Origin of the sequence: Streptomyces sp. NPDC048521, from assembly GCF_043199855.1 — a bacterium.
In the GTDB taxonomy this organism is placed as follows: domain Bacteria; phylum Actinomycetota; class Actinomycetes; order Streptomycetales; family Streptomycetaceae; genus Streptomyces.
Window position 1 is genome coordinate 796,931 of sequence record NZ_JBICWR010000001.1, and the last position, 21,429, is coordinate 818,359.

The following is a 21,429-nucleotide window of genomic DNA, read 5'->3' on the forward strand; positions in this document are numbered from 1 at the left end:
ACCCCTAGGGGTGTGAGTGACACTCCCGGGGGCACGAGTGACACCCGCCTACGACAACGGTGATCGCCGGCGTCACCCGTCACCCGTCACCCGTCACCCGTCACCCGTCACCCGTCACCCGTCACCCGTCACCCGTCACCCGGGAAACGCTGCGCGCCCCGGTGGAGTTCCGGGGCGCGAGGGGTGCGGTGCGGGGATACCCGGTGGACGGGCTCGGGGCGCTCGCCGCTCGCCTGCCAGGGCGCTCGGCACCCGCCGGGTGCGGCGGTCCGCCCTGGGGTCAGGAGGCCTGTCGCTCGGGGGCGTGGTGTATCTCCACTCCGGCCGAGTCGCCGAAGGTCAGCCGGCAGGTGTCGGCTCGGTAGGTGGCCACGGAGAGGGCCGCCGTACGGCCCCGGGCGATGAAGCGGGTGGTGACGACGAGGACGGGCGAGCCGGGGAGCCGGTCGAGTTCCTTGGCGTCGTCCGCGCGCGCGGAGCCCAGCTCGACGGCGCGGTCCTGGCCCTCCAGCTCGAGATGCTGCACCTCGCGCAGTACCGCACGCGCGCGTGCCGCACCGGACGGGGCGTCGATGGCGGTGAGGTCGGGCACCGATCCCGCCGGGACGTAGAGCAGTTCGGTGGCGACGTGCTGGCCGTGGGACATGCGGGAGCGGCGGACGATGTGGACGGGCTCGTCCGAGCCGGTCTCCAGAGCCGCGGCGACGGCCGCCGGAGGGGTCGCCAGGGCACTGTCGACAGGCTGCCAGGCGTCACCCGGGGCCCCCGGCCAGGCATGCTGCTCGGTGCCGACGGCCACGCCCACGCGCGGGGGTGCGACGGTGGTGCCGACGCCGCGCCGGCGCTGCAGCCGGCCCTCCAGCTCGAGCTGTTCGAGGGCCTGGCGGAGCGTGGCTCGGGCCACGCCGAAGCGGGCGGCGAGGTCGCGCTCGTTGGGCAGGATCTCGCCGACCGAGAACTCGGAGTCCAGTGCCTCACTGAGCACGGTCTTGAGATGCCAGTACTTCGGTTCCGGCACCGATTCCAGCTGCGTGGTCCCCACCCTGTTCCTCCGCAAGAGCCGTGGTCCGGCGGCTTTTAGCGCCCTTGTTTATTAAAGGTTGTTGCACTTCTCTGCGACCATAGGGCTGCCGAGACCCTTGGTCAAGACCAATCCTCGATCCCTTGGACAACGCACAGCCGCCCTGCCGCACAGCGTTCACGAGGCGTTCGTACGGCAGGGTGTGTGTGACATCGCGGCAAAGCCCCCGTCGTACGACGGGGGCTCGCGGGCGCGGCTCAGCGCTCGACGAGATGCCGCAGCTTGTCGGGGTTGCGCACGACGTACAGGGTGCTGACGCGACCGTCGGCGACGTCCACCTGGAACAGGCTGTCGGGCTTGTCACCGGCCAGCGCCAGCACGGCGGGGCCGCCGTTGACCTCGAGGAAGCGGAAGGACAGCGCCGGGGCGGTACGCGCGGCACCGACGAGGAAGCGGCCGACCTTGTCGGCGGTGTGGAGGGTCCGCACCGGCGCCTTGGCCTTGCCGCCGCTGTCGCCGACCAGGCGGACGTCCGGGGCGAGCAGGGACATGAGCCCTTCCAGGTCGCCGTCGCCCGCGGCGGCGAGGAAACGTTCGGTCAGGTCTCGGCGCTGGGCCGGGTCGACCTCGTAGCGCGGTCGCCGTTCGGCCACGTGCCGGCGGGCCCGCCCGGCGAGTTGCCGTACCGCCGCCTCGCCGCGGTCGAGCAGGGTGGCGATCTCGGCGTACGGATAGCCGAAGGCCTCCCGGAGCACGAAGACGGCCCGTTCCAGCGGCGACAGGGACTCCAGGACGACCAGGACGGCGAGGGAGACCGTGTCGGCGAGCACGGCGCGGTCCGCGGTGTCCGGGACCGTGTCGCCGAACTCGGTGAGGTACGGCTCGGGCAGCCAGGGCCCGGGGTACGCCTCGCTGCGTGCCTGCACCTGGCGCAGCCGGTCGATGGCCAGCCGGGTGGTGATGCGCACGAGGTAGGCGCGCGGTTCGCGGACCTCCGCGCGGTCGGCGCCGGACCAGCGCAGCCAGGCGTCCTGGACCACGTCCTCGGCGTCGGCGACCCGACCCAGCATGCGGTAGGCGACCCCCATGAGCAGGGGCCGGTGCTCTTCGAAGACGTCGGTGGCGAGGTCGGCGTTCACCCGTCCATCCCATCCGACACGCCCCGCGGGTGTCCACCCGGAATGGGCTTGTCCGGGGCGCGTCCGGATCACAATGGCCGCGGACCGCCGGTGGCCGGCGGCCGGCGACCTGGAGGGACCGATGCGGTACGCGGTGCTGGGCACGGGCGAGGTGGGCCGCACGCTGGGCGGCAGGCTGGTGGAGCTGGGGCACGAGGTGACCCTCGGGTCACGCACCAAGGACAACCCGCTGGCGCGGGAGTGGGCCACCGCCGAGGCGGGCCGGGCCCACGCGGGGACCTTCGCGGAGGCTGCCGCGGCGGCCGAGGTGGTCATCAACGCGGTGGGCGGCCGGGTGGCGCTCGAAGCCCTCGGGGCTGCGGGAGCGGAGCACCTCGACGGCAAGATCGTGGTGGACGTGTCCAATCCGCTGGCGTTCGAGGACGGGGAGCCGCGCCTGGATCCGGTGGAGTCGGACAGCGTGGGTGAGCGGATCCAGCAGGCCTTCCCGCACGCGCGCGTGGTGAAGACGCTGAACACCGTCGACGTCCAGGTGATGGTGGCCCCGGGGCGGGTGCCGGGCGAGCACAACGTCTTCGTGTGCGGCGAGGACACCGGCGCCAAGCAGCAGGTGACGGCGCTGCTCGCGGAGTTCGGGTGGCCGGCGAGGCGCGTGCTGGACCTGGGCGGCATCCGGTCGGCGCGCGCGGTGGAGATGTACCTGCCGCTGTGGCTCGCCCTGTCCCAGCGGTTCGGGAACGCCGATTTCAACATCGAGGTGCGGCGGCCGGGTTGACGGCCCGCGCCGGGTGCGGTCCGCGGCTCCGGGGGCTACCCGTCGGTAGCAATTGCTGACAAGCTGTCTACGGCGTCCGTCAGCACCCAGACGAGGAGCACCTCATGTCCGCCACCGTCTCCTGCAAGGTCCCCACCGCGCACGGCCCGAAGGACGTGACCGTGTCCTACGCGCGCGTGGGACACGGCGAACCGCTGGTCCTGCTGCACGGCATCGGCCATCACCGGCAGGCCTGGGACCCGGTCGTGGACATCCTCGCCGCCGAGCGTGAGGTGATCGCCGTCGATCTCCCGGGCTTCGGCGCCTCCCCCGCCCTTCCGGGTGACCTCGCCTACGACCTGCCCACGACCAACTCCGTGCTCGGCGCCCTGTTCGAGGCACTGGACCTGGACCGCCCGCACATCGCCGGCAACTCGCTGGGCGGCCTGCTCGCCCTGGAACTGGGCCGGGAGAAGCTCGTACGGTCCGTCACGGCCCTGTCCCCGGCCGGATTCTGGACGGAGGCCGAGCGCCGGTACGCCTTCACGGTGCTGCTCGCGATGCGGGGCATCGCCCAGCGGCTGCCGCTGCCGCTGGTGGAACGACTGAGCCGCAGCGCGGCCGGCCGTACCGCGCTGACGAGCACCATCTACGCCCGCCCCGCGCGCCGCGCCCCGGAGGCCGTGGTCGCCGAGACGCTCGCGCTCGTGGGAGCCACCGGCTTCGAGGCGACCCTGCGGGCGGGCACCCGCGTCCAGTTCACCGACGACCTGCCGGGCCTGCCGGTCACGGTGGCCTGGGGCACCCGTGACCGGATCCTCGTGCGCCGTCAGGGCGTCCGTGCCAAGCAGCTCATCCCGCACGCCCGGCTGGTGCGGCTGCCCGGCTGCGGCCACTGCCCGATGAACGACGATCCGGCACTGGTCGCCCGAGTCATCCTGGACGGCAGCCGCTGAACGGCCGGCGGAGCACCGGAACGGCGCGCGGGGCGGCCGGCTTGACGGAGGTGCCGACGTACGAATCGCAGCCGCGCCTGGTAGGCGACCGCGGCCAGGCCCCCCGGAGTCGCGCACCCGAGAGCCGACTGCGCAGAGAGGCCCACCGGACACGCGCACCCGGTCGTCGGCTTCACGGAGAGACCGACCTACGAGCCGGAGTCCCGCACCGGTAGCCGGCCTCGCAGACAGGCCGCCCGGAGTCGCGCGCCCGGTCGCCGGCTGCGCGAAGGGACCGACGTACGAACCGGAGCCGTGCGACCGGTAGGCGACTGCACACAGAGACCGGCCGGAGTCGCGCGTCCGGTCGTCGGCTTCGCGGAGAGGTCGGTGCACAAGCCGGAGCCGCGCGCCCGGTGGCCGGCTTCCGCGGGGCGCCGGCTTTCCGGCGCTTGTCGCCGTGGTGGCACGCGCGCGTACCCGCGACCTCACCGGGCGGCCGGTCATCCGGAGGTCCGCCGGCGCGCGGCTGATCGGCCGTCGGCCACGGCGCCCCGCGCGGATCCGCCGGCCAACGGCCCGTTGTTCACCTCGGGTTTCCGTGCGCGCCGCTGCGTACCAGTAGGTGTGGCTCTGCACACTGGCCGGATCCCGTCCCTGGAGGCGCAGCCATGTCATACCGTCCGTTCCCCGGCCGCCGCAGCGTGCTGCGCGGCTCCCTCGCCGCGTCGGCGGCCCTCACCCTGCCCGTGGGCCTCGGCGCGGCCCCGGCGTTCGCCCGCTCCGGGCGCCCCCAGGCGGGCTGGGGCGTGCAGACGGGCGACGTGACCGCCGACTCCGGTCTGGTGTGGGTGCGGTCGGACCGGCCGGCCCGGATGATCGTGGAGACCTCGGCCACCGAGTCGTTCCGCAACCCGCACAGATGGCACGGCCCGCTGCTGGGGCCCGACACGGACTTCACCGGCACCACCCGGCTGCACGGCCTGCCGTCGGGCGAGCGGATCCACTACCGCGTGCTCCTCTCCGACCCGGACGACCCGCGCCGCACCGGTGAGCCGGTGCCGGGAACCTTCCGTACCGTCTCCCGGCACCGCCGCGACGGCGTGCGGTTCCTGTGGTCGGGCGACCTGGCCGGTCAGGGCTGGGGCATCAACCCCGACCGCGGCGGCTACCGCATCTACGACGCGATGGCGAAGCTGAACCCCGACTTCTTCCTGTGCAGCGGCGACAACATCTACGCCGACGGCCCCATCACCCCGACCCAGGCCCTGCCCGACGGCAGCACCTGGCGGAACATCACCACCGAGGAGAAGTCGAAGGTCGCCGAGACCCTCGCCGAGTACCGGGGCAACTTCCGCTACAACCTGCTCGACGCGAACCTGCGCCGGTTCAACGCCCAGGTGCCCTCGGTCATCCAGTGGGACGACCACGAGGTCCGCAACAACTGGTACCCCGGCGAGGTGATCGCCACCTCCGACACCCGGTACACCGAGAAGAGCATCGACGTCCTCGCCGCACGTGCCCGGCGGGCCTTCGCTGAGTACTTCCCCGTCTCCACGCTGCGGCCGGGCGCGCGGGAGGGCCGGGTCTACCGGGTGCTGCGCCAGGGTCCGCTGCTGGACGTGTTCGTGCTGGACATGCGGACCTACCGCAACGCCAACTCCACCGACGACCAGACCGCCGACCCGCAGGGCATCCTGGGCCGTGAGCAACTGGAGTGGCTGAAGCGGGAGCTGGCCCGCTCGCGTGCGGTGTGGAAGGTGATCGCCGCCGACATGCCGCTCGGTCTCGTCGTGCCCGACACGACGGAGAACAGGCCGAACTTCGAGGCGGTGGCCCAGGGCGACCCGGGCGCGCCGCTCGGCCGTGAGCTGCAGATCGCCGAGCTGCTGCGGTTCATCAAGCACCAGAAGATCACCGGCACGCTGTGGCTGACGGCGGACGTGCACCACACCTCCGCCCAGCACTACCAGCCGTCGCGGGCCGCGTTCACCGACTTCGAGCCGTTCTGGGAGTTCGTCTCCGGGCCGCTCAACGCCGGTGCGTTCCCGGCGAGCGCGCTGGACGACACCTTCGGTCCGGAGAGGGTGTTCGTGAAGGCGCCGACCGCGTCGAACGTGTCGCCCGCGGGCGGCTACCAGTTCTTCGGCGAGGTCGACATCGACGGTGGCAGCGGTGAGCTGACGGTCCGGCTGCGCGAGCAGGACGGCACCGTGCTGTTCACGCAGACGCTCCAGCCGGGCCGGGTCGGCCAGTAGGCAACGGCGGGGCTGCCGGGTCCCGTACCCTTCACAAGGTGCCGCGCACCGGCGTCATCCCCCGGAGCGCGGCACTGCAACTGCCCTGCCTGCTCAGTGTTTTCACAGCTCAGGCCGATTGTCAGTGGTCGCCTCCACGCCGCGCGGGGCAGCTGGATACGGCCCGGTCGGGCGCGGACCTGGGTCAGCTGGTGCGGCGTGGTGCCGTGAAACCGCAGCGGCCGGCCGAAGCGGCGCGGACGGCGGCGGCCAACTGCGCCAACGCGACGATCTGGAGCACGCTCCGGCACACCCTGCCCGTGCTGCTCGCCGACCTCGCGAGCGCCCGGCCGGGCGCGAGCACCGTACCGGCGCGGGGACTCGGGGGTCTGCCGGCCGTCGCGGCGGACTGTGCCGAGCGGTCCGGGGCACACGGGGAGCTGCCGCACCTCGCGTCCACCGCCGCGCGCAGGGGCGGCTCCCGCCTGGTCACGGAGGCCCGGCGGCTGCGGGCCGCGCCGGCGTCGGAGACGGTGGCCGCCTGAGTCGTTCGCCCTCGGTCAGCACCGGGTTCCCGCCGGCCCCGCGCCGCTCCCCGGCCCCGCCCCTCCCGCCAGCTGTAGAAAATGCAACAAATGGGGCGGAGCATGCTTTACCTATCAGTCACAAACAGTTCGTGATCACGCAACACCCTTCCTCCACAGTGGCTGCATGACTCCAGAGATGTCTGATGTGACCCGGACGAAGCACGGGCGGCCCGTGCACCACTGGCGGCGGGACGTCGTCGAGCTGGCCGCGCTCTTCACGGCCGTGGCCGTGGCGGACGCGGTGGCGAACCTGATCGGCCACGGACCCGACGGCCCGGCACTGCTGCTGATCTCGGCGATCGTGCTGGCGGCGACAGCGGGCTTCCACGTGTGGTGGGCACGGCGCCATGGACATGCACCGCCGGCCGGCGATACCGGTGCCCGGCGGACCGCCGAGACACGGTCCGCCGGGCACACCGACCGGCCCACCACCGAGCAGCCCGGCGCCACCGCGGACGAGGTGACCGGCACCGGCACGTTGTGGCGGATGCGGACGACGGTGAAGGACGCGCCGGGTTCGCTGGCCGCGCTGTGCACGGCGCTGGCCGAGCGGGAGGTCGACATCCTCAGCCTGCAGACGCATCCGCTGGCCGACGGCACGGTGGACGAGTTCCTGCTGCGGGCGCCGGGCGCGCTGCCCGCGGCCGGGATCACCCGGGCCGTCTCGCTGGCCGGGGGCTCGTCCACCTGGATCGAGCGGGCCGACGCCCACGACCTGGTCGACGCCCCCACCCGGGTGCTCGGCCTGGCGGCCCGCACCGCGCTGGACGCCGCCGAACTTCCGCTGGCGCTGCGTCAGTTGCTGGGCCGGTGCACGATCCGTTCGCTGCCCGGGACGCCGGTCGGCGGGGGCCGTGGTCCCGAGCCCGTGCCGGTCGAGGGCGTACTCGAGGACACGGTCATGCGACTGCGCGCACCGGAGGGCGGGGTGCTCACCGTGGAGCGGCCGTATCTGCCGTTCACGCCCACCGAGTTCGCACGGGCCCGGGCGCTGGTGGAGCTGGACAGCCGGCTCGGACCGCGGATTCCGCGCGGACACGACGTACTGACGCTGCCGGAGGGCGGCGACATCACCGTGCGCCGCGTCGACACCGGGGATGTGGCGGCGGCGAAGGCGATGCACGAGCGGTGCTCGGCGCGCACCCTCGGCATGCGCTACCACGGCCCGGTCAGCGACGCGGACCGCTATCTGAACCACCTGCTCAGCCCCCGCTTCGGACGGACGCTGGCCGCGCAGACCCCCTCGGGCCGCATCGTCGGCCTCGGGCATCTGCTGTGGGACGGTGACGAGACGGAGGTCGCGCTGCTGATCGAGGACGACTGGCAGCGGCGCGGCATCGGCGCCGAACTGCTCGGCCGGCTGGTGGCGATGGCGGTGGAGGCCGGCTGCGAGAGCGTGTACGCCGTGACGCAGGCCTCCAACACGGGCATGGTCGCCGCGATGCGCGGCCTCGGCCTGCCCCTGGACTACCAGGTCGAGGAGGGCACCCTGGTCATCACGGCCCGTCTGGACGCCACGCCGGTCGCACAGCGCTCGCCGCACGACACCCACCGGCAGCGGCTCGGCGACCCGGCCCACCGCGACTGACCCGACGACACGCCGGTGGGGTGCGGGCCGACCGGGCGCCATGTTGGCGGAAGGCTGGGGTGCGGATGGCCCGGAGGGGTGTGGACGGCCGGGTGCAATGCGGACGGAGTGGGATGCGGGGGCCGGCCGGGCGTGGTGCCGGCGGACGGGCGCGGTGCGGACGGCCCGGACGGGTGTGGACGGCCGGGGGAACGCTGACGGCCCGGCGGGAGGTGCCGGGCCGCCCAGCCATCCGCGTTCCGCCCGACCGCCGGCGTTCCGCCCAGCCGTCCGCGTCTCGCGTCAGCCGCTGAGCGAAGCCGTCGCGACGGCGCTGGGCCACGACGGTGCTGGCCGGCGGTGCCCGACTCCGCGCGACCCACCACCGGTCACCCCTCCCCCGCCGATCAGGCCCGTTGATCACGCCCACCTGGTCACACCCGTCGGTCACACCCGTCGGTCACGCCCACCGGTCACGCCGGTGGGCGGTCGCGTCAGTGCACCGCTTCGCGGAGCGGCAGTGGGCTCCGGGTGCGTTCGCCCAGGGCCTGGTCCAGATCGGACCACAGGTCGTCCACGTCCTCCAGGCCCACGGAGAGCCGCAGCAGGCGATCGCTCACCCCCGCCCCCCGCCGGTCGTCGGCGTCGACGATGCGGTGGCTGATGGACGCGGGGTGCTGGATGAGCGTGTCGACGCTGCCCAGGCTCACCGCCGGGGTGACGAGCCGGACCCGGGAGATGACCTCGTGCGGGTCGCCATGCACCTCGAAGGCGATCATCGCGCCGCCGATCCGGGGATAGTGGACGCGGGCCACGCGCGGGTCGGCGCCGAGCCGGCGGGCCAGTTCGGCGGCGTTCGCGGAGGCGGCCCGGACCCGCACGGGGAGGGTGGACAGACCGCGCAGGAGCAGATAGCCGGCCAGCGGATGCAGGACCCCACCCGTGGCGAACCGTATCTGCCGGAGCCGGCCCGCGAACTCCTCGTCGCACGCGACGACTCCGGCGAGCACATCGCCATGACCGCCGAGGTACTTGGTGGCGCTGTGCAGCACCAGCCGGGCGCCCTGCTCGGCCGGGCGTTGCAGCACGGGCGTGGCGAAGGTGTTGTCGGCCAGCAGGGGGACGGAGCCGCAGGCGTGGGCGACGGCCCGCAGGTCGAGTTCGGCGAGGGTCGGGTTGGCCGGGGACTCGACCATCACCAGGCCGGTGTCCGGGCGCAGCGCGTCGGCGATGCCGGCCGGGTCGGTCCAGGTGACCTCCGTGCCGAGGAGCCCGGCGGTCAGCAGGTGGTCGCTGCAGCCGTACAGGGGCCGGACCGCGACGACGTGCCGCAGGCCCGTCGCGGACCGCGCGAGCAGGACCGCGCTGAGCGCGGCCATGCCGCTGGCGAAGGCGACCGCGGACTCGGTGCCCTCCAGGCGGGCCAGCGCGGTCTCGAAGCGGGCGACGGTGGGGTTGCCGAGACGGCCGTAGACGGGCGGTCCGACCGGGTCTGCGCCGCCGGTGGCGAACGCGTCGATGCGGGCGGCCTCGGCGCGGCTGTCGTAGGAGGGGTAGGTGGTGGACAGGTCGATGGGCGGGGCGTGCAGGCCCTGGCGGGCTAGATCGTCGCGGCCGGCGTGCACGGCCTCGGTGGCCAGGGCTCTCGATGCGGTGCGTACGTCGTCGTAGGCACGGGTGCTCGCGGTGTCCATGGGCGGAAGGGTGAACATCGGACGGTTCACTGGGATCGCACACCGTGCTACGTTCGGCCGATGGCCGAATCTGTCGTACTGGATCCGGTGGACCTCCATCTGCTGCGGCTGCTGCAGAACGACGCCCGGACCACCTACCGCGACCTCGCCGCACAGGTGGGCGTGGCCCCGTCGACCTGTCTGGACCGGGTGACCCGGCTGCGCCGCTCGGGCGTGATCCTCGGTCACCGGCTGCAGGTCGATCCGGCCAGACTCGGGCGGGGGCTCCAGGCGCTGCTCTCGGTGCAGGTACGGCCGCACCGGCGGGAGCTGGTGGGACCGTTCGTGGAACGGATCCGGGCGCTGCCGGAGGCACGGACGGTGTTCCATCTGACCGGACCGGACGACTACCTGGTGCATGTGGCCGTCGCGGACATGGCCGATCTGCAGCGGCTGGTGCTCGACGAGTTCACGGCGCGGCGGGAGGTGGCCCGGGTGGAGACCCGGTTGATCTTCCAGCAGTGGGAGTGCGGACCGCTGCTGCCACCGGGCCACGCCGAGAGCTGAATCCCCCGCACGTGGGTGACGCGGTGATCCTCCTCGTACGAGGATGGGCCGTATGTCTGAGACCAAGAGCCCGCTGCCCCGTCAGGTCGCCGACGCGTACGTGGACGACCTCATCGCCCTCGACCCGGTCACCGGCACCTACCTCGGTGTGAAGGAGAGTTCGAGCAGGCTGCCCGACTACTCGCCGGCCGGCCAGGAGGCCCTCGCGGAGCTGGCCCGGACCACCCTCGCGAAGCTGGACGAGGCGGAGCGCCGGCCCGGTGCGGACAGCGATGTGGAGCGGCGCTGCGGGCGGCTGCTGCGGGAGCGGCTGACCGCGGAACTCGCCGTGCACGAGGCGGACGAGCACCTGCGCGCGGTCGGCAACATGCACACGCCCGGTCACGCCGTGCGGGACATCTTCACGGTCACCCCCTCGCAGACGGACGAGGACTGGGCGGCGATCGCCGAGCGGCTGCGCGCGGTCCCGGGTGCGCTCGCGGGCTACCGCGAGTCACTGCGACTCGGCCTGGACCGCAAGCTGTTCGCGTCCCCCCGGCCGACCGCGACCTTCATCGGGCAGCTCACGGAGTGGGCGGACACGGACGGCTCGGGCCGCGGCTGGTTCGAGGACTTCGCCGCCGCCGGGCCGGAGGCGTTGCGTACGGAGCTGGACGAGGCGGCCCGTGCGGCCACCGGCGCCCTGGTGGAGCTGCGGGACTGGCTGCGGGACGTGTACGCGCCGGCCATCGAGGGCGCCCCGAACACGGTGGGCCGCGAGCGGTACGCACGCTGGTCCCGCTACTTCAACGGCACCGACCTCGACCTGGACGAGGCGTACGCGTACGGCTGGTCGGAGTTCCACCGGATCCTCGGCGAGATGAAGCGGGAGGCGGAGAAGATCCTGCCCGGCGCCGAGACGCCGTGGGTGGCGCTCGCGCACCTGGACGAGCACGGCCGGCACATCGAGGGCGTGGAAGAGGTCCGCGTGTGGCTGCAGGGCCTGATGGACAAGGCCATCGAGGACCTGGACGGCACACACTTCGAACTCGCCGAGCGGGTGCGGAAGGTGGAGTCGCGCATCGCCCCGCCCGGCGGTGCGGCCGCCCCGTACTACACCGCCCCGTCGGAGGACTTCTCCCGGCCCGGCCGCACCTGGCTGCCGACGATGGGGCAGACCCGGTTCCCGGTCTACGACCTGGTGTCGACCTGGTACCACGAGGGTGTGCCCGGCCATCACCTCCAGCTCGCGCAGTGGGCGCACGTGGCCGAGAACCTCTCCCGCTACCAGGCGACGGTCGGCGGGGTCAGCGCCAACGCGGAGGGCTGGGCGCTGTACGCGGAGCGGCTGATGGACGAGCTGGGCTACCTGGCGGACCCGGAGGAACGGCTCGGTTACCTGGACGCTCAGATGATGCGGGCGGCCCGGGTGATCGTGGACATCGGCATGCACCTGGAACTGGAGATCCCGGCGGACTCGCCGTTCCACCCCGGTGAGCGATGGACGCCGGAGCTGGCGGAGGAGTTCTTCGGCGCGCACAGCAGCCGGCCGGCGGACTTCGTGGAGAGCGAGCTGACCCGGTACCTGACGATCCCGGGTCAGGCCATCGGCTACAAGCTCGGTGAGCGGGCGTGGCTGCTGGGCCGGGAGAGGGCGCGCGAGCGGCACGGCGCGGCGTTCGACCTGAAGGCCTGGCACATGGCGGCGCTGTCGCAGGGCTCGCTGGGCCTGGACGACCTGGTCGACGAGCTGTCCCGGCTCTGACCCGCACGGGCCGGACCTCCTGAAGCTGCCCAAGGAGCCGAGGCAGCTGCTCAACGCCGGAAGCCCCCTTCGGAGTTGATGACCTCCCCGGTGATCCGGCCCGCCTCGTCGGTGGCCAGCCATGCGATGAGGCGGGCCGGGTCGTCGGGAACGCCCCAGCGTCCGGTGGGGAACCGCGCGGCGACGGCCGCGTGGACCTCGCCGGTGGCGTAACCGGTGTCCACGGGGCCGGGGTTGACGGTGTTCACGGTGATGCCGTGCTCGGCGAGGGCGGTGGACAGCGAGCGGGTGATCGAGGCCAGCGCGCCCTTCTGGAGGGCGTAGGCGATCTCGCCCGGCATGCCGCCCGCGATGTCCTGCCCGGAGGTCATCAGCACCACCCGCCCGCCGGGGGTGTCCTCCGCCAGCGGGGCGCGGGAGCGGGCGTACGCCTGGACGAGCAGCAGCACGGAGCGGGCGTCCACCGCCCAGTGGGCGTCCAGCATCGCGGCGTCGATCTCGTCCAGGGTGCCGTCGGAACCGCTGAGGGCGTGGTTGGCGACGAGGATGTCCAGGCGGCCGAACTCCTGGACCACGGTGTCGATCAGCCGGGCCGGCTCCGTCGGGTCGGCCAGGTCTCCGGGTCCCGACATGACGCGCGCCGCGGGGTCGCCGAGCGCCTCGCGCACGGACTCGGCGACGGCCTCGGGACTGTCGGCGCCCCAGGGCATCGCGGTGTCGTGCGGCACGTGGTGGTGCAGGTAGACGCCGGCCCCGTACGCGGCCAGCCGCCGGGCCACAGCGTGCCCGATCCCGGCACGCCGGCTGGCACCGGTGACGAGCGCGGTACGGCCGCGCAGGGGCAGCGGATCGCGGCGCAGTTCGACGGGGGTGGGCCGGCTCGGTACGGACATGACACTCACGGTACGAAGGCCGCCGACCGAAGCGCGAGCGAAATAAGGGTGCCCCATCAGCGGGGGCGGGCCTGAGCCGAGGGTTGGGGGCCGAGGCGGGGCCGAAGCAGGGGGCCGGAACTGGGTCGAGGCGGGGATGCAGGTACGGCCGAGATCGCGCCCGAGCGGGTCGGAAGGGGGCTGGACGGGACGGATCCGCGCCGGTGCCCGACGCGCGGGCCGGACGCCGGGGCCCGCGTACCCCGGCCGCAGAGGTGGCCCGCCTGCCCCGAACGGGCCAGGCCGCTACGGGCCCGCGTGCGCCACGACGCGGGGGACCGGACCGCCTGCCCGCAACGCCGTGACCAGGCCGCCTGACCCGACCGCGTGGCCCGACACCAGCGGGACACGCGGTCCTCCCGCGCACACCGGCCCAGCAGGGAGACCAAGTGCTGCGCCGCGATCCCGAAGGCCGGACACGGTGCGGGACCGGACGCGGGGCCGCGAGCCCAGTGGTCGGCCAGGCGCGGGAGTCAGGCTCCGGGACCGTACGCCCTTCGCTGAGCCCGGCTCGGTCCGGCCGTGATCCGCGCGAGCACAGTCGGCCGTACGGCCGTCTCCCGGTGGCGGGTGCGGTGGGGAGGCCGCTAGCTGGTGCGGGGGCCGATGTGGAGGAAGGCGGCCGGGGATGCAGGAGAAGGGGCGGCGGCAGCAGGCGCTGGAGACGCCGCGGGCCGCCGGGCTGGCCGGAGTCGTCTTCGCGCTGCTGCTGGCGGCGGCGATCGTCCTGGTCCGCCTGGGGATCCCCGAGGGGGCCGACGCGGTCACCGCCCAGGGCTTCACGGACTCCGGGCGGCGCAACGCGCTGCGGACGGCCCTCGCGCTCGTGCCGTTCGCCGGGATCTTCTTCCTGTGGTTCGTCGGCGTGGTACGCGCGCACGTCGGTGACGCCGAGGACAAGTTCCTCGCCACCGTCTTCCTCGGCAGCGGACTGGTCTTCACCGCCACGATGTCCGGGGCCGCCGCGGCGGCGGGCGCCGTGCTCGCGGTCGGGCACCCTACCGGGGCGGCGCCGGACCTGCCCGCCTGGGACTTCGGCCGCCATCTCGCGTACACGCTGATGACGGGGTACGCCATGCGGATGGCGGCCGTCTTCGTGTGCTCCATGTCGGTGATCGGCCATCGGCTCGGCGTCCTGCCGCGCTGGCTCTCGGTCCTGGGCTTTCTCACCACCCTGACGCTGCTCTTCGTCTCGTCGAGCGTCCCCTGGGCGGAGCTGGTCTTCCCGGCCTGGTCGCTGGTGCTCAGCGTCCACATCCTCACGGCGAGCCGTCGTACGAGGCCCCCTACCGCCGCATCCACGTGACCGGACGGGACCGTACCCCCGCATCCGCGTGACCCGGCGGGGCCCTACCGCCGCTCACCCGAACGGCTCGCCCGGCGCGCGGGGCTCCGACCCCGCTCCCATGCTGGCCTGCGGGACATGACCGCCGTCCGGAGACGACCGCACGCCACGGGTGGCGCGCCCCGGACCTGGCCACCGGAAGGGCGGAGCGTCGATGCGGCTCGTCGTCGATCTCAACAAGTGTCAGGGATACGCCCAGTGCGCGTTCCTCGCGCCCGACGTCTTCGCGATGCACGGTGAGGAGTCGCTGGTGTACAACCCGCGCGCGGAGGAGGAGCAGCGGGAGCGGGTGGCGCGGGCCGTCGCCGCCTGCCCGGTGCAGGCGATCACGGCCGACGGCCTGGACGGAGCGGGCGGGTCGGCGGCCGGATCCCCGTGGGAGGCGTCCCATGACCGCTGACGACGTGGACCGGCTCAGGCGCGAGGGCCGGATCGTGATCGTCGGCGCCTCGCTGGCCGGGCTGCGGGCCGCCGAGACGCTGCGCGCCGAGGGCTTCACCGGTTCGCTCACCATGATCGGTGACGAACCCTACGAGCCGTACGACCGGCCGCCGCTGTCGAAGGCGGTCCTGCTGGGCAAGGCGTCCCCGCTCCACACCGAGCTGCCGCACCGCCGGGAGATCGACGCAAAGTGGCGGCTGGGTGTCCCGGCGACCGGTCTCGACCTGGCGGCCAAGCGGGTGCGGCTGGCCGACGGCGACGAGGTCGAGTACGACCGGCTGCTCATCGCGACCGGTGTCCGGGCCCGGCCCTGGCCGAAGGAGGAAGAGGCCCGGCTGGACGGCGTCTTCCTGCTGCGCACCCGTGACGACGCGGCCGGGCTCTGCCGGCGGCTGAAGGCGGGGCCGCGCAGGGTGTTCGTCATCGGCGCCGGGTTCGCCGGTTCGGAGGTCGCCTCGGCCTGCCGGGAGGCGGGCATCCCGGTCACCGTGGCGGAGCGCGCCGGCGCCCCGCTCGTGGGCGCGCTCGGCGGGGTGGTCGGCGCGGTCGCCGCCGACCTGCACATCGAGAACGGCGTGGATCTGCGCACCCGGGTCACGGTGACCTCGCTGGAGGGCGACTCTGCGGGCCGGGTGCGGGCCGTCCACCTGTCCGACGAGACCACCGTCGAGGCGGACGTCGTGGTCGTCTCGCTGGGGTCGATGCGCAACACCGAGTGGCTGACCGGGTCCGGGCTCGGCGCGGGGCCCCGGGGCATCGCCTGCGACGCGGGCTGCCGGGCCTTCGACTTCCGGGGCATCGTCACCGACGACGTCTTCGTCGCGGGTGACGTCGCGCGGTCCCCGCACGCGCTGTTCGGCTACCAGTTCCTCTCGCTCGAACACTGGGGCAACGCCGTCGCGCAGGCCGAGACCGCCGCGCACAACATGATCTGCCCGGGCGCCGACCGGCGGCCGCACCTGTGGATGCCCGCCTTCTGGTCCTCGCAGTTCGGGGTGAACATCAAGTCGGTCGGCGTGCCGCCCATGGGCGAGCAGCTCATGATCACGCAGGGCTCGACGGCCGAGCGCCGGTTCGTCGGCGTCTACGGCCACCAGGGCCGGATGGTGGCCGCCGTGAGCTTCGACAACACCCGGTGGCTGGAGTTCTACCAGCGGCAGATCGAGCGGGGCGCGCCGTTCCCGGTGGAGTTCCCGACGGTGGACCGGCGTCCCGAGGGCCGGCAGCCGGTGGATGCCGACTTCCCGGACCCGTCCCTGCCGACCCACGGCCCCATGGTGACCCTCAGCGGCTACTCACCGGCCGACCAGCAGTTGGTCTTCCATCCCGCCCGCCACTGACCGCCGCCCCGGCCCCGACGCTCCAAGGACCTGTCATGCCGCACGCCTCGCTGTTGCGCCAGATCACCGATTTCGCCAACCGTGCCGATCCGTACCCGGTGTACGAGGAGCTCCGCAGGACGCCGGTGCTGCACGAGGAGGAGGGCGGCCCCTACGTCCTCAGCTCGTACTACGACATCAAGGCGCTGCTCCATGATCCGCGGGTCAGCTCCGACGCGGCCAATCTGGCCGCCGCCGGGGACGACGAGCTGGGCCGGACGGACGAGACGGGCGGACTGCCGCCGTCGTTCCTCCGCCTGGACCCGCCCGAGCACGACCGGCTGCGGCGGATCGCCAACAGCGCCTTCGGACCGCCGCACCAGCCGCGGCGGATCGAGAACATGCGGGGCCGGCTGGGTGGGATCGTCACCGAGCTGATCGACGGCTTCGGCGACGCGCGCCAGATCGACCTGGTCGACCAGTTCGCCTACCCCTTCCCGGTCACCGTGATCTGCCGGCTGCTCGGGGTGCCCCGAGAGGACGAGCCGCGGTTTCGCGCCTGGGTCGATCCGCTGGTCGCCAGCCTCGACCCCGGGACGCGCCAGGGCGCGGACGCCGACTCGCAGAGGACCGCGCGGGAAGCCCGTATGCAGCTCGGCATGTACCTGGCCGGGCTGGTCGAGCAGCGCACCAAGGAACCGCGGGACGACCTGCTGTCCGACCTGGTCCACAGCCGGGGCCCGGACGGTTCCATGACGATGATGGAGGTGCTCAGCACCGCGGTGCTGCTGCTGATCGCCGGTCACGAGACGACGGTGAACCTGATCACCAACGGCATGCTGACCCTGTTGCGCCACCCGGAGATCCTGCAGCGGCTGCGGGAGGACCCGGGCCTGTCGGTCAGGATCGTGGAGGAGCTGCTGCGGTACGAACCGCCGGTGCAGCTCGTGCCGCAGCGGACCTGCATCGCCGACATCGAGGTGCGCGGGGTCACCATCCCCAAGGGCTCGCGCATCTGGCTCGTCCTGGCCGCGGGCAACCGCGACCCCGAGCGGTTCAAGGACCCCGAGCGCTTCGACCCGGACCGCGGGGACCTCCAGCACCTCGGCTTCGGCAGCGGCATCCACAGCTGCTTCGGCGCTCCGCTGGCCCGGCTGGAGACCCAGATCGCGCTGTCCGAGCTGGCCCGGCGCTTGGAGAGCCCCCGCCTGGTCGAGGACCCTCCGCCCTACCGGCAGAACGCCGTGCTGCGCGGCCCGCGGCACCTGGACATCGCCTTCGACGGACTGCGTTGAGCGCCGGCCGGGGTGGTGCGCGCCGCGTCAGTGCGCGAGCCGCCTGAGCTGTACCAGGCCGATCCAGGTCTCGGGTCGCGGTGTGGCCCATGCGGCGCGCACCGCGTAAGGACCCGGCTCGAGCGGGACGCGGAGGTGGTCGGCGAGGGCGATGTCGCCGCCCTGCCGGGCGGAGTCGAAGAGGACGACCGGGCCGGGCACGGTCCAGCGCATCTCGTCCCCCCACTCGGCCTCCTCGAGCGCGTCGGGGACGGCGGCGAGGAGTTCGTCCTCGGAGTCCGCGGCGGACCAGCGCACGAAGGTGCCGTGCTCGGGCAGGTAGGAGGTGGCGGCCGGTTCGTCCCCGAGGACGAGGGCCGCGCTGTCGCCGACCGGCAGGAGGCCGGCATATCCGGCCACCTCGCACGCCCGGTCGTAGTCCGTGTCGAGTTCCTCGGTGTCGGCGCCCGCCCAGAACGGCAGGACCGTCTCCGGAAGGGCTATCAGCGGGCCGCCGCCCGACTCCACCCACTCCAGCACACCTGGGTCCGTGTATCGAGCCATGGGCAGAGAACCTACACGGGCGGGTGTCAGCAGCCGCACTCGCCTTCCACGGGTGCCGTCAGCGGGTCGGCGTCCCGGCGTGCCGGGCCCCGCCAGGTCTCGTAGGCGAAGCCCTCGCGGGCCCAGTACTCGAAGCCGCCGAGCATCTCCTTGACCTGGTAGCCGAGTTCGGCGAGGGCGAGGGCGGCGCGGGTGGCGCCGTTGCAGCCGGGGCCCCAGCAGTAGGTCACCACGGGTACGGAGGTGTCGAGGAGTTGTGCGGCCTGCTCGGGGACGAGCGCGGTCGGCAGGTGGACCGCGCCGGGGACGTGGCCCTGGTCCCAGGATTCGGTGGAACGGGTGTCGATGACGACGAACCCGGGGTCACCGCCGGCCGCGAGGGCGGCGGCCACGTCGGAGACGTCGGCGTGGAAGGCCAGGCTCGCCCGGAAGTAGGCGGCGGCCTCGGCGGGAGCGGCGGGGGCGACGCGCAGGACCGGGTTCTCGGAAGTCGTGGTGATCATGACGGGAAATCTATGGGCCGCGGCCCGCTCACTGAAGTGGGGATCCACTGGGTTGCCCTTGCCCGGCCGGGGATTCCCCTGCTATCCATCCGGGATGACCGTGTATTCCCCGGACGCCACCGACTGGCGCATCCTCGAGGTCCTCCAGCGCGCGGGGCGGGCCAGCTACGCCGAGCTGGCCCGCGAGGTCTCCATGTCGCCGAGCGCCGTCACCGAACGGGTCCGCAGGCTGGAGGAGGCGGGCGTGATCCAGGGGTACGCGGCGGTCGTCGACCCCGAGCGGCTCGGCCTGTCGATCCTTGCGTTCGTGCGCCTCAGGTACCCGAACGGCAACTACAAGCCCTTCCACGACCTGGTCGCGGCGACCCCCGAGATCCTGGAGGCGCACCACGTCACCGGCGACGACTGCTTCGTCATCAAGGTCGCCGCGCGTTCCATGTCCCATCTGGAAGAGGTCTCGGGAAAGATCGGCGCACTGGGCTCGGTGACCACCAGCGTGGTCTACTCGTCCCCCCTGCCCCGGCGGCCGCTGGGCCGCTAGGCCCTGTGGTCCGTCCTGACGCCCCGCCGGAACCTGGGTCGCGGCGGGCCGTCGGGAGTCAAGACCTGCGGACTCAGCACGGACGGGTCAGCACAGGCAGGGTTCCGTACCCCAGCCCAGGCCGAGCACGTCATCGTCCCTCAGCGCACCGGAGTAGGCCTGCACCTCGTCCACGTCGCCGTGGAGGTACTCGCCCCAGCCGTCACCGGCCGTGGCCCGGCCGATCTGGAGCGCACCGGTGCTGTGCCAGCCGTCGGGCAGGCTCGCGGTCGCCTCGGCGTTCGTGTAGCCGTCGAGGTAGAGCTTGATGGTGTCGGTCCCGTCGTCGTAGACCACGGCGAGACGATGGCCCTGACCCTGGCCGCCGTCCGCGCCCTCGATCTGGGACACCACCTTCTCGGGGGCTCCGGCCTCGTCCTTCTCCGGCATCACCAGTTGCCAGGTGTGCGTGGACGGCACGTAGCGCACCTTGAACGCGTCGGTGTGCTCGCCGGCCTGCGAGAGCACGCTCATCGGGTGCGCCGGCTCGGCGTCCGCGAGGCGTACGACGACGCCGATGGTGAAACTGTCCCCGGTGTCCACCACGGGGCCGTCGGCGGCGGCGTATCCAGTCTCGCCGTCCAGACGCAGATGTCCGTCGCCGACGAGGGGCGGCGGCACATAGGTGCAGTCGGGGTCGATCTCCGGGAGGCAGGAACTGTCGGAGCCTCGGTAGATCGAAGCGCCCGTGCCGAGCCGCAGGGGCGCGCCGCCCGACTGCTCGGGGCTCGCGCCGTCCGCCGCGTTCTCCAGCGACCAGTGGCCGAGTGATTTCGGCTTGCGCAGTGCCAGTTCGGCCACCTCTCCCGGCGCCACCACCCGGTCGTGTACCCGTACGTCACCGATGTCACCGTGCCACCGGTCACGGTAGCCGCTGGCCCCACGTGCGCGTCCGATCTGGAACGCGCCGGCCGTCTCGTCGGCTGGAGTCGCCTGTGCCGCGGTGCCGACCTCATGGCCGTTGACGTACAACTGCGCGCGACCTGTCTCGGCGTCGTACAGCCCCAGCAGATGGGCCCACTCGCCGGTCTCGGGCGCGCCACCGGACACCCGCGCGCCCCCGGTCGCGAACGACCAGACGGAGTCCCCGTCCTGGCTGCGCAGCCCGAGGGTGAAACCGGGCTCGCCGTCCGCGTCCTGGCTGGCGACGGTCATGGTCCGGCCGGTCTCGGCGGGCCGCGCCCAGGCGCTGACGGCGAAGGTCTTGCTGATGTCGGTGGCTGCCGCGTCCGGGGTGAGGAAGCCGTGGCCGCTGCCGTCAAGGCTGACCGTGGTGGTGGTTCCGGTGCCCGAGGGCGCCGGGCCACCGAAGGTCACGCCGGTGCCGGCACGGGCGGCGGTGCCCGGCTCGGCGGCTGCCGAGCGGGAGCCCGCCGGGTCGTCCAGCTTCCAGCGGGCGACAGGGACGCGTCCTGACTTCACGTTGAAGTGGTACAGCGACTCCCCACTGCTTCGGCCCGACCGGTCGATCGCGTGGACCGTCAGTTCCTTGGGCCCTGACGTGAGGGGCAGGTACGGAATGGTCACAGCTGCGCCCGGCCGCTCGGCGGACACGGTCCCAGACGGGCCGTCCAGGAAGTAGTACGTGTACGACACGACGTCGTCGGAGGGCGAGTCCATGGTGAAGTGGCCGTAGACGCCCACCCCGTCCACCCAGAAAACCTCCTCGGGGGTGGGGTATTCGGGGGAACTGATCGTCGCCTTCTCGGGGTTCGCGTCGTCGTACACGAACGAGCACACCGAGCCGTCACCTTCGTCGCTCCATGCGGAGGTCGCCGTGCCGTCGTTCGCGCGGACGTGCCAGGAGACAACCGTGTTCGCCGGGATGTCGTCCGGCATCGTCCAGTAGTGGCGCGAGCCCGACGACAAGGTGACGGTGGTGTAGGTACGGCGCTGCTCCACTCCTGCCGCGTCCGTCCACCAGGCTTCGAACTCGCCCTTGACCGGGCTGAATTCGGAGGGCTGGTTGTCCTCCTCCGGGTCGTACAGCACGGCGCTGAGCCTGGGCGGCTGCGAGACGTACGGCGTGTCGTCGCCCGTGGCGCAGGCCTTGCCCTGCGACTGGAGGTCCTGGACCAGCGGCTGCTCGGGCGGCAGGTTGTCCACTGCGTACGCCGTACCGGCAGCCGTGGCCAGCAGCGCCGCCGCGCAGCTCCCCACCACCATCCGTCTGTATCTGCCCGTCTTTCTGAAACCGGACAACTGCCCCTCCCCTGTGAGCGTTTACCCGTGGATCACACGAGCCGG

Annotated in this window: 18 protein-coding genes and 1 pseudogene; 12 read left to right on the forward strand and 7 right to left on the reverse strand. The window is 73.1% G+C overall.

The features are described from left to right. Positions 1–280: 280 nt before the first annotated feature. Together ACGFRF_RS03915 and ACGFRF_RS03920 are read right to left on the reverse strand one after the other, a co-directional pair. Positions 281–1,042 (reverse strand): GntR family transcriptional regulator, encoded by a 762-nt coding sequence (locus ACGFRF_RS03915; RefSeq protein WP_393736913.1) that lies wholly within the window; start codon positions 1,040–1,042, stop codon positions 281–283. Positions 1,043–1,278: 236 nt separating this feature from the next. Beyond that, complete coding sequence (locus ACGFRF_RS03920; protein ID WP_393736915.1) at positions 1,279–2,160, reverse strand: RNA polymerase sigma-70 factor; 882 nt, start codon at positions 2,158–2,160, stop codon at positions 1,279–1,281. Between the two features lie 121 nt (positions 2,161–2,281). On the opposite strand from ACGFRF_RS03920, the gene ACGFRF_RS03925 reads away from it, so the two are divergent. From ACGFRF_RS03925 to ACGFRF_RS03945, 5 genes and pseudogenes are all read left to right on the forward strand, one after another. Continuing rightward, positions 2,282–2,935, forward strand: a complete 654-nt coding sequence (locus tag ACGFRF_RS03925) for an NADPH-dependent F420 reductase (RefSeq protein ID WP_393737102.1) — start codon at positions 2,282–2,284, stop codon at positions 2,933–2,935. Between the two features lie 104 nt (positions 2,936–3,039). Further along, a complete protein-coding gene (locus tag ACGFRF_RS03930) occupies positions 3,040–3,870 on the forward strand; it encodes an alpha/beta fold hydrolase (RefSeq protein ID WP_393736917.1) in 831 nt (276 codons plus the stop codon). A 650-nt stretch (positions 3,871–4,520) separates the two neighbouring features. Then, positions 4,521–6,107 carry an alkaline phosphatase D family protein gene (locus tag ACGFRF_RS03935; protein WP_393736919.1) on the forward strand — a complete coding sequence of 529 codons (1,587 nt, stop codon included), beginning with the start codon at positions 4,521–4,523 and terminating at the stop codon, positions 6,105–6,107. A 146-nt stretch (positions 6,108–6,253) separates the two neighbouring features. After that, positions 6,254–6,631 (forward strand): annotated as a pseudogene (locus tag ACGFRF_RS03940) (hypothetical protein); the annotation flags it as partial. Positions 6,632–6,797: 166 nt separating this feature from the next. Further along, positions 6,798–8,261 (forward strand): GNAT family N-acetyltransferase, encoded by a 1,464-nt coding sequence (locus ACGFRF_RS03945; RefSeq protein WP_393736921.1) that lies wholly within the window; start codon positions 6,798–6,800, stop codon positions 8,259–8,261. 473 nt (positions 8,262–8,734) lie between these two features. Here the strand turns inward: ACGFRF_RS03945 and ACGFRF_RS03950 are convergent, their stop codons facing one another. Continuing rightward, entirely contained in the window at positions 8,735–9,934 is a 1,200-nt protein-coding gene (locus tag ACGFRF_RS03950) for a trans-sulfuration enzyme family protein (protein ID WP_393736923.1), read from the reverse strand. A gap of 60 nt (positions 9,935–9,994) precedes the next feature. On the opposite strand from ACGFRF_RS03950, the gene ACGFRF_RS03955 reads away from it, so the two are divergent. Beyond that, positions 9,995–10,480: an Lrp/AsnC family transcriptional regulator gene (locus ACGFRF_RS03955; RefSeq protein ID WP_393736925.1), complete on the forward strand. Its 486-nt coding sequence runs from the start codon at positions 9,995–9,997 to the stop codon at positions 10,478–10,480. Between the two features lie 52 nt (positions 10,481–10,532). After that, positions 10,533–12,224 (forward strand): DUF885 domain-containing protein, encoded by a 1,692-nt coding sequence (locus tag ACGFRF_RS03960; RefSeq protein WP_393736927.1) that lies wholly within the window; start codon positions 10,533–10,535, stop codon positions 12,222–12,224. A 50-nt stretch (positions 12,225–12,274) separates the two neighbouring features. Here ACGFRF_RS03960 and ACGFRF_RS03965 read toward each other — a convergent pair whose 3' ends face one another. Further along, positions 12,275–13,117: an SDR family oxidoreductase gene (locus tag ACGFRF_RS03965; protein WP_393736929.1), complete on the reverse strand. Its 843-nt coding sequence runs from the start codon at positions 13,115–13,117 to the stop codon at positions 12,275–12,277. Positions 13,118–13,784: 667 nt separating this feature from the next. Here ACGFRF_RS03965 and ACGFRF_RS03970 point away from each other — a divergent pair. The 4 genes from ACGFRF_RS03970 (at position 13,785) to ACGFRF_RS03985 (ending at position 17,556) form a co-directional block, all read left to right on the forward strand. After that, positions 13,785–14,462, forward strand: a complete 678-nt coding sequence (locus ACGFRF_RS03970; RefSeq protein ID WP_393736931.1) for a hypothetical protein — start codon at positions 13,785–13,787, stop codon at positions 14,460–14,462. A 193-nt stretch (positions 14,463–14,655) separates the two neighbouring features. Continuing rightward, complete coding sequence (locus ACGFRF_RS03975) at positions 14,656–14,901, forward strand: ferredoxin (protein ID WP_393736933.1); 246 nt, start codon at positions 14,656–14,658, stop codon at positions 14,899–14,901. Next, complete coding sequence (locus tag ACGFRF_RS03980) at positions 14,891–16,282, forward strand: NAD(P)/FAD-dependent oxidoreductase (protein ID WP_393736935.1); 1,392 nt, start codon at positions 14,891–14,893, stop codon at positions 16,280–16,282. The genes ACGFRF_RS03975 and ACGFRF_RS03980 overlap by 11 nt, the downstream gene beginning before the upstream one ends. Positions 16,283–16,317: 35 nt before the next feature. Then, positions 16,318–17,556, forward strand: a complete 1,239-nt coding sequence (locus ACGFRF_RS03985) for a cytochrome P450 (protein WP_393736937.1) — start codon at positions 16,318–16,320, stop codon at positions 17,554–17,556. A 27-nt stretch (positions 17,557–17,583) separates the two neighbouring features. Here ACGFRF_RS03985 and ACGFRF_RS03990 read toward each other — a convergent pair whose 3' ends face one another. Next, positions 17,584–18,099, reverse strand: a complete 516-nt coding sequence (locus ACGFRF_RS03990) for an immunity 21 family protein (protein WP_393736938.1) — start codon at positions 18,097–18,099, stop codon at positions 17,584–17,586. Between the two features lie 26 nt (positions 18,100–18,125). After that, complete coding sequence (locus tag ACGFRF_RS03995) at positions 18,126–18,602, reverse strand: rhodanese-like domain-containing protein (RefSeq protein WP_393736940.1); 477 nt, start codon at positions 18,600–18,602, stop codon at positions 18,126–18,128. 94 nt (positions 18,603–18,696) lie between these two features. Between ACGFRF_RS03995 and ACGFRF_RS04000 the strand changes: the two genes are divergently transcribed. Continuing rightward, positions 18,697–19,143: an Lrp/AsnC family transcriptional regulator gene (locus ACGFRF_RS04000; protein ID WP_393736942.1), complete on the forward strand. Its 447-nt coding sequence runs from the start codon at positions 18,697–18,699 to the stop codon at positions 19,141–19,143. An 87-nt stretch (positions 19,144–19,230) separates the two neighbouring features. Here the strand turns inward: ACGFRF_RS04000 and ACGFRF_RS04005 are convergent, their stop codons facing one another. Further along, positions 19,231–21,348 carry a LamG-like jellyroll fold domain-containing protein gene (locus ACGFRF_RS04005; protein ID WP_393736944.1) on the reverse strand — a complete coding sequence of 706 codons (2,118 nt, stop codon included), beginning with the start codon at positions 21,346–21,348 and terminating at the stop codon, positions 19,231–19,233. Positions 21,349–21,429: the final 81 nt, after the last annotated feature.

Excerpts from the sequence above, each read along its gene's own strand:
- ACGFRF_RS03925 (WP_393737102.1), top strand. The coding sequence starts at position 2,282 with ATGCGGTACGCGGTGCTGGGCACGGGCGAGGTGGGCCGCACGCTGGGC.
- ACGFRF_RS03970 (WP_393736931.1), top strand. The coding sequence starts at position 13,785 with ATGCAGGAGAAGGGGCGGCGGCAGCAGGCGCTGGAGACGCCGCGGGCC.
- ACGFRF_RS03995 (WP_393736940.1), bottom strand. The coding sequence starts at position 18,602 with ATGATCACCACGACTTCCGAGAACCCGGTCCTGCGCGTCGCCCCCGCC.
- ACGFRF_RS03965 (WP_393736929.1), bottom strand. The coding sequence starts at position 13,117 with ATGTCCGTACCGAGCCGGCCCACCCCCGTCGAACTGCGCCGCGATCCG.
- ACGFRF_RS03950 (WP_393736923.1), bottom strand. The coding sequence starts at position 9,934 with ATGGACACCGCGAGCACCCGTGCCTACGACGACGTACGCACCGCATCG.
- ACGFRF_RS04000 (WP_393736942.1), top strand. The coding sequence starts at position 18,697 with ATGACCGTGTATTCCCCGGACGCCACCGACTGGCGCATCCTCGAGGTC.
- ACGFRF_RS03990 (WP_393736938.1), bottom strand. The coding sequence starts at position 18,099 with ATGGCTCGATACACGGACCCAGGTGTGCTGGAGTGGGTGGAGTCGGGC.
- ACGFRF_RS03935 (WP_393736919.1), top strand. The coding sequence starts at position 4,521 with ATGTCATACCGTCCGTTCCCCGGCCGCCGCAGCGTGCTGCGCGGCTCC.
- ACGFRF_RS03980 (WP_393736935.1), top strand. The coding sequence starts at position 14,891 with ATGACCGCTGACGACGTGGACCGGCTCAGGCGCGAGGGCCGGATCGTG.
- ACGFRF_RS04005 (WP_393736944.1), bottom strand. The coding sequence starts at position 21,348 with ATGGTGGTGGGGAGCTGCGCGGCGGCGCTGCTGGCCACGGCTGCCGGT.
- ACGFRF_RS03955 (WP_393736925.1), top strand. The coding sequence starts at position 9,995 with ATGGCCGAATCTGTCGTACTGGATCCGGTGGACCTCCATCTGCTGCGG.
- ACGFRF_RS03930 (WP_393736917.1), top strand. The coding sequence starts at position 3,040 with ATGTCCGCCACCGTCTCCTGCAAGGTCCCCACCGCGCACGGCCCGAAG.
- ACGFRF_RS03985 (WP_393736937.1), top strand. The coding sequence starts at position 16,318 with ATGCCGCACGCCTCGCTGTTGCGCCAGATCACCGATTTCGCCAACCGT.
- ACGFRF_RS03975 (WP_393736933.1), top strand. The coding sequence starts at position 14,656 with ATGCGGCTCGTCGTCGATCTCAACAAGTGTCAGGGATACGCCCAGTGC.
- ACGFRF_RS03960 (WP_393736927.1), top strand. The coding sequence starts at position 10,533 with ATGTCTGAGACCAAGAGCCCGCTGCCCCGTCAGGTCGCCGACGCGTAC.
- ACGFRF_RS03945 (WP_393736921.1), top strand. The coding sequence starts at position 6,798 with ATGACTCCAGAGATGTCTGATGTGACCCGGACGAAGCACGGGCGGCCC.